The following is a 6,551-nucleotide window of genomic DNA, read 5'->3' on the forward strand; positions in this document are numbered from 1 at the left end:
TGGCGCCCGAGCCGCACCATCTGGTGCGCGCCTCGCCGGTATGGGATGACCCGCTGGACTTTGTGGTAGCGCCGGAACACAGCCTGATCAGCAACGGCTCCATCAGCCTGGCCGATATCGCCAGGCACCCGGCGGTGTTTCCCGGCGGCAACACCTTTACGCACCATATTGTCAGCCGCCTGTTCGAAGCCCAGGGGCTTGCGCCAAATATTGCGATGAGCACCAACTACCTGGAAACCATCAAGATGATGGTGTCCATCGGCCTGGCCTGGAGCGTGTTGCCGCGCACCATGCTCGATGATCAAGTGGCAAGTATCGCTTTGCCGGGCATACAACTCAGTCGCCAGCTAGGCTATATCGTGCATACAGAAAGGACGCTATCGAACGCTGCGCGGGCTTTCATGAGCCTGCTGGATGCACAGGTCGATCTGCCAGGGTTACCGGCATGACACTGTGCGGCCTCGGGTTTCAAGGAAAACCGCGCTGTCTTCTCACCGAGCCAAGGCACATTGACAATGCGCAACCCCGGCGACCCCGTACCCCCCCTGCCCCGCATCTACGCCCTGGACCCCCAAGCGGCGGAGCAAAGCTGGGACAGTGCCCCGCAATTGCTGGCAGCCCTGAATGCCGCCCGGCTGGGCGCCTGGTGCTGGGAAATCGACACGGGAAGAATCAGTTGGTCACGGGGTACTCAAGCGTTATTCGGCTTTGACCCGCATCAACCCTTGCCCAAGGACCTCGACTACCTTGACTTGCTGGCCCCGCAAGACAGCGCACGGGTGGTGCGTGGTTTTCACGCGGTCCTGGCAGGAGAGCCGTTCGAACGGGCCATGCACCATCGCATCCAGTGGCCCGATGGCAGCCTGCACTGGCTGGAAATCAGCGGCAGCCTCGCGCCGGAAAAAGCCGGACGGCGCCGCATGATCGGAGTGATCCGCGAGATCACCCATCAGCGCGACCGCGAACACGCCCTCAGCCACTCCGAAAAGCGCTTCGCCACATTGTTCCATTTATGCCCGAACATGGTGCTACTGACCCGCCAGGCCGATGGCTTGATCAGCGAAGCCAACCAGTATTTCGAAATGCTGTTCGGCTGGCCGGTGGCCGATGCCATCGGCCGTACCACCCTGGAACTGGGCCTGTGGCGCCATCCGGAGCAGCGTGCACTGCTAGTCAAGGCCACCCAGCGCAAAGGCGAACCCATCACCATGGAGGTGCAGTTCTGCGCCAGCAACGGCCAGATCCACGACGGCACGCTCAGCGCCCAGAAGGTGGAACTGGACGGTGAGGCTTACCTGATCAGCACGTTCCTGGACACCACCGAACGCAAAAACGCCGAGCAAGCGCTCAAAGACAGCCAGGAGCGCCTCGACCTGGCCCTGGATTCCGCGCAACTGGGCACCTGGGATTGGCACATCCCCAGCGGTATGCTCTACGGCTCGGCCCGCGCCGCCCAACTGCACGGGCTCGAACCGGCGCCCTTTCATGAATCCTTCGATGCGTTTTTCGAAGGGATGTCCGACCAGGATCGCGAGGGTATGCGCAATGCCTACCGCAGCTTGCGTGAAGGCCCGGACGGCAACTACCAATTGACCTACCGCGTGCAGTTGGAGGACGGCAGCCCACGCTATCTGGAAAGCCGTGCGCGCCTGTACCGCGATGAAGCAGGCAAACCCCTGCGCATGGCGGGCACCTTGCTGGATATCACCGACCAGGTCGAACGCGAGCAACGCCTCACCGCCTCCGAGGAAAAATTTGCCAGCCTGTTCCAGGCCAGCCCCGACCCTATCTGCGTGACCTGCCTGGAAAGCGGCGCCTTTATCGAGATCAACCCGGCGTTTACCCAGACCTTCGGCTGGACAGCCGCCGAAGTACTGGACAAAAGCGCCGAACAAATCGGCCTGTGGGACGACTCCAGCAAGCGCCTGCAACGCATCGAGCAGGTGATTCGCGAGCAGGCCCTGAGTAATGTGGCCATCGTGGTGCATCACAAGGACGGCCAGAGCCTGACCTGCGTCATCTCCAGCCGCTTGATCAAGGTCAGCGACCAACCCTGCATCGTCACCACCCTTCGGGATATCACCCAGCAGCAACGCTCGGAAGCTGCCCTCAAGGCCAGTGAAGAGAAGTTCGCCAAGGCGTTTCACTCCAGCCCCGACGCGATTTCAATCACCGAACGCGACACCGGCCGTTATGTGGAGGTCAATGACGGTTTTTGCCGCCTGACCGGTTACCGCACCGAAGAAGCCATCGGCCTGACCCTGTACCAGATCGGCATCTGGGCCGATGAAAACCAGCGCGCGGCATTATTGGCCGAGTTGCAGATCAAGGGCCGCATCCATCATCTGGAAATGCTCTGGCACAACAAACGAGGCGAGGTGCTGGCGGTGGAGGTCTCGGTCGAGCCGATCACCCTGAACGAAACCCCCTGCCTGCTGCTGACCGCACGAGACGTCAGCCTGCTGAAAAACGCCCAGGCGCAGATCCGCCATCTGGCCTATCACGACCCGCTCACCAACCTGCCCAATCGCGCACTGCTGATGGACCGCCTGAGCCAGCAGATCGCCCTGCTCAAGCGCCACAACCTGCGCGGCGCCCTGCTGTTCCTCGACCTCGACCACTTCAAGCACATCAACGATTCCCTCGGCCACCCGGTGGGCGATACCGTGTTGAAAATCGTCACCGCACGCCTGGAAGCCAGCGTGCGCATGGAGGACACCGTGGCACGCCTGGGCGGCGATGAGTTTGTGGTGCTGCTCAGCGGTCTTGAGGGTAAGCGCCAGGAGGTCAGCGACCAGGTGCAAAGCGTGGCCGATACATTGCGTGAGTTGCTGTCGGAGCCGATGTTCCTTGACGGCCATCGTTTGCAGGTCACGCCCAGCATCGGCGTAGCGCTGATTCCCGACCACGGCACCACGCCAGCCGATTTGCTCAAGCGTGCCGACATCGCCCTGTACCGCGCCAAGGATTCAGGGCGCAATACCACACAGATGTTCCACAACAGCATGCAAAAAACCGCCAGCGAGCGCCTTCGCATGGAGACCGACCTGCGCCTGGCCCTGTCACGCGGCGAGTTCAGCGTGCATTACCAGCCCCAGGTGGATGCGCGTGGCAACCGGATTGTGGGGGCCGAGGCCCTGGTGCGCTGGCAACATCCGCAACTGGGCGCGCAGTCGCCGACGGAATTTATCAAGGTATTGGAAGACAGCGGCCTGATCCTGGAAGTCGGCACCTGGATTCTCGATGAAGCCTGCGGCGCCTTTGCCCAGTTGATTGCCGACGGTCTGGTAGACCCGCTCAATTTCAGCCTGTGCGTGAATATCAGCCCGCGGCAGTTTCGCCAGAACGACTTTGTGGAACGGGTAGAACACAGCCTCAAGCAGCATCAACTGCCCTCCAGCCTGCTGAAACTGGAGATCACCGAAGGCATCGTGATCCAGAACCTGGACGATACCGTGGCGAAGATGCGTCGCCTGAAAAAGCTCGGCGTGAGCTTCGCAATGGATGACTTCGGCACCGGCTACTCATCCCTGACCTACCTCAAGCGCCTGCCCGTGGATGCATTGAAAATCGATCAGTCATTCGTACGCGATGCCACCCACGACCCTAATGACGCCGAGATCATCCGCGCCATCGTAGCCATGGCGCGCAGCTTGAACCTGGACGTGATCGCCGAGGGCGTGGAAACCCCGGAGCAACTGGCGTTCCTGCAAAAGCTGGGCTGCCATTTATTCCAGGGTTATCTGCACAGCCGTCCGTTGCCGATAGAAGGCTTCAGGCGGTTGCTGGAACAGGGTCGAGCGGGACCGGATGCTGCATGCCCAGCAGACGGCTGACGCATTGCAGGTCGGTCTCGCGGCGCAGCGCGGTGAACAGCTCCACCGCCTGCGGGTAGTTGCGCGTCAGCATCGCCAGCCATTGCTTCAAGCGGCCGGGTGCCTGTTTTTCAGTCAGTTGCGCCACCGACTGGCGCCAGAACTCCTGAAGCATCGGCTGCATCTGCGCCCAGGTCATCTCGACCACCTCCTCACCGGCCTTGGCCGCCACAATCTGCCTTGCCAGGTCAGGACGCGCCACCAGGCCACGGCCGAGCATGATGTCTTCGGCGCCACTGATTTCACGGCAACGCTTCCAATCTTCGACGCTCCAGATATCACCATTGGCAAATACCGGCACCTTGACCACGTCCTGCACCCGCGGGATCCACTCCCAGTGGGCCGGCGGCTTGTAGCCATCGGCTTTGGTGCGCGCGTGGACGACGATATGTGCAGCACCGCCCTCGGCCAACGCGGTGGCGCATACCAGCGCGCCATCCGGGCTGTCGAAGCCCAGGCGCATCTTGGCGGTCACGGGAATGTGGGCGGGCACGGCACGGCGCACGTGCTCGACGATCTGGTTGAGCAGCTCCGGCTCCTTGAGCAGCACCGCGCCACCCCGGGACTTGTTGACGGTCTTGGCCGGGCAACCAAAGTTCAGGTCAATCACCTCAGACCCCAGCTCGCAGGCCAGGGCAGCGTTTTCGGCCAGGCACACCGGGTCGGAGCCGAGCAGTTGCACACGCAGCGGCACACCCGCAGCGGTATGGGCACCGTGCAGCAGTTCCGGCGCGAGCTTATGGAAATACGCAGGGGTGAGCAAGCGGTCGTTGACGCGAATAAATTCGGTCACACACCAATCGATACCGCCCACGTGGGTCAACACGTCCCGCAGGATGTTGTCGACCAACCCCTCCATGGGCGCCAAAGCAATTTGCATGGAAAACACTCAACAAAAATCGTGGCGCAGTTTACTGGGTTTCCGGCGAGGACCGTTAACCCCCTGTCAGGGCGGGACCGTAACCTTCAATAAACTCGGCAGGCATACGCTTGGGTTTGCCGCTGGACAACTCGATGCACACAAAGGTGGTTTGCGCGCGCAGCAGCGTCGCGCCGTCGCGGGGGCGTACCAGTTGGAAACGACGGGTCATTTTCAGGCGCTGATCCCAGTCGACGATCCAGGTGGCCAGTTGCAGCTCATCGCCTTCATAGCCTGCCGCCAGATAATCGATCTCATGGCGTACCACCGCCATGGCGCGGTCCAGGCGGCGATACTCGGTGAGGTCCAGCCCCAGGCGCTGGGAATGGCGCCAGGCGCAACGCTCCAACCAGGACACGTACACCGCGTTGTTGGCGTGCCCCAGGCCGTCGATGTCTTCAGGCGCAACCTGCAGATCGATGATAAACGGCGTTGCCAAATCCCAGCCCATGCCTTGCTCCAGTCGATTGATGTCGGCGGGGCAGTGTATCAGGCGGTTTGCCGCTGCTGTAGACGGCGGCAGTCGAGGCGCGCCTCTTCAGCGCACCGCCGCCTTGGCCGCTCGGATTACGCGGTCCGACAACTCACCCGGCCCCAGTGCGCGAGCCAATGTCAGGCCACCCACCATCAAGGCCATGTCCGCCAGCGCCTTGTCGATGTCTTCAGGGCTGTCGGCCAGTTGCGCAGTCATCAGCTCCACGTGCTCGCTCAAGACCTCGCGAAATGCGTCGGGCAAGCGACCCATCTCGCCAACTGTGGCCGGCAAGGGGCAGGCCTGGGAGGTTGAATCACGATGCTTGCGTGACAGATAGAAGGCCGCCACCAGCGCCCGACGCTCTTCGCCGGTGAGCTGCGCGTCCAGATCGTCGATAGAGGCCCGGCGCTGCGCCAGCAACTGGCTGAACGCCTCCAGCATCAAGGCGTCCTTGCTTTCAAAGTGCGCGTAGAAACCACCGACGGTCAGCCCTGCCGCCCCCATGACCTCCCCCACACTCGGCTCAGCCGGGCCGCGCTGGATCAATGCCGCGCTGGCAGCCTGCAAAATACGTTCGCGGGTTTGCGCTTTTTTATCGCTCATCAAGGCCTCCGTCTTTCATGGGTTGGATATTATTACCATAATAATATTGCGCAAGCGAAAGGTACGACCGCCGGTCAGAACAAAAAAATGGAATCAATCAAGAAAATGGCCGAACGCCAGACAAACAAAAGGGCCATTCAATAATTGAATGACCCTTAAAAATCCCGCAAAGCGGGTAATCGTGGCGTCCCCTAGGGGACTCGAACCCCTGTTACCGCCGTGAAAGGGCGGTGTCCTAGGCCACTAGACGAAGGGGACACAAACCTTCTATACACTGATCAGCGCTGAGAACTGATCGATTCAAGGACGGTGTGGCCGGAACCTTGAACCTGTAAAATTGGTGGAGCTAAACGGGATCGAACCGTTGACCTCTTGCATGCCATGCAAGCGCTCTCCCAGCTGAGCTATAGCCCCGGATTTTTCGTCTCGCGACGCAGCAGACCTTTCGAGCTGCTTGTTGAAACTGGCGTCCCCTAGGGGACTCGAACCCCTGTTACCGCCGTGAAAGGGCGGTGTCCTAGGCCACTAGACGAAGGGGACAAAACCTTCTGTACATCTGATCAGAGCTGAGACCTGATCAATTCAAGGACGGTGTGGCCGGAACCTTGAACCTGTAAATTGGTGGAGCTAAACGGGATCGAACCGTTGACCTCTTGCATGCCATGCAAGCGCTCTCCCA

General features: G+C 61.2%; 5 protein-coding genes and 3 tRNA genes. 2 read left to right on the top strand and 6 right to left on the bottom strand.

Annotated elements, in window-relative coordinates; translation table 11 throughout:
• Both E3O56_RS17780 and E3O56_RS17785 read left to right on the top strand, forming a co-directional pair.
• Positions 1-449, top strand: a 449-nt coding sequence (locus E3O56_RS17780) for a LysR family transcriptional regulator substrate-binding protein (protein WP_248128643.1), incomplete at its 5' end; no start/stop codon positions are given.
• A 66-nt stretch (positions 450-515) separates the two neighbouring features.
• A complete protein-coding gene (locus tag E3O56_RS17785; RefSeq protein WP_248128644.1) occupies positions 516-3,836 on the top strand; it encodes an EAL domain-containing protein in 3,321 nt (1,106 codons plus the stop codon).
• Here E3O56_RS17785 and E3O56_RS17790 read toward each other — a convergent pair.
• The 6 genes from E3O56_RS17790 to E3O56_RS17815 all read right to left on the bottom strand — a co-directional run bounded on the left by E3O56_RS17790 (position 3,775) and on the right by E3O56_RS17815 (position 6,412).
• Positions 3,775-4,755: a tRNA-dihydrouridine synthase gene (locus tag E3O56_RS17790; protein ID WP_005789777.1), complete on the bottom strand. Its 981-nt coding sequence runs from the start codon at positions 4,753-4,755 to the stop codon at positions 3,775-3,777. The genes E3O56_RS17785 and E3O56_RS17790 overlap by 62 nt on opposite strands.
• A gap of 55 nt (positions 4,756-4,810) precedes the next feature.
• Positions 4,811-5,245 (bottom strand): thioesterase family protein, encoded by a 435-nt coding sequence (locus tag E3O56_RS17795; RefSeq protein WP_005789778.1) that lies wholly within the window; start codon positions 5,243-5,245, stop codon positions 4,811-4,813.
• Positions 5,246-5,332: 87 nt separating this feature from the next.
• On the bottom strand, positions 5,333-5,872 hold the full coding sequence (locus E3O56_RS17800) for a TetR/AcrR family transcriptional regulator (protein ID WP_103733781.1): 540 nt from the start codon (positions 5,870-5,872) through the stop codon (positions 5,333-5,335).
• 182 nt (positions 5,873-6,054) lie between these two features.
• Positions 6,055-6,130 (bottom strand) — tRNA-Glu (locus E3O56_RS17805).
• An 80-nt stretch (positions 6,131-6,210) separates the two neighbouring features.
• Positions 6,211-6,286: transfer RNA gene (locus E3O56_RS17810), tRNA-Ala, on the bottom strand.
• A 50-nt stretch (positions 6,287-6,336) separates the two neighbouring features.
• Positions 6,337-6,412: transfer RNA gene (locus E3O56_RS17815), tRNA-Glu, on the bottom strand.
• Between the last annotated feature and the right edge of the window lie 139 nt (positions 6,413-6,551).

The organism is Pseudomonas sp. W2Aug9, assembly GCF_023127755.1.
Classification (GTDB): domain Bacteria; phylum Pseudomonadota; class Gammaproteobacteria; order Pseudomonadales; family Pseudomonadaceae; genus Aquipseudomonas; species Aquipseudomonas synxantha_A.

What these genes read in the sequence shown, in the direction of transcription:
- E3O56_RS17785 (WP_248128644.1), top strand. Translation starts at nt 516, where the DNA reads ATGCGCAACCCCGGCGACCCCGTACCCCCCCTGCCCCGCATCTACGCC.
- E3O56_RS17795 (WP_005789778.1), bottom strand. Translation starts at nt 5,245, where the DNA reads ATGGGCTGGGATTTGGCAACGCCGTTTATCATCGATCTGCAGGTTGCG.
- E3O56_RS17790 (WP_005789777.1), bottom strand. Translation starts at nt 4,755, where the DNA reads ATGCAAATTGCTTTGGCGCCCATGGAGGGGTTGGTCGACAACATCCTG.
- E3O56_RS17800 (WP_103733781.1), bottom strand. Translation starts at nt 5,872, where the DNA reads ATGAGCGATAAAAAAGCGCAAACCCGCGAACGTATTTTGCAGGCTGCC.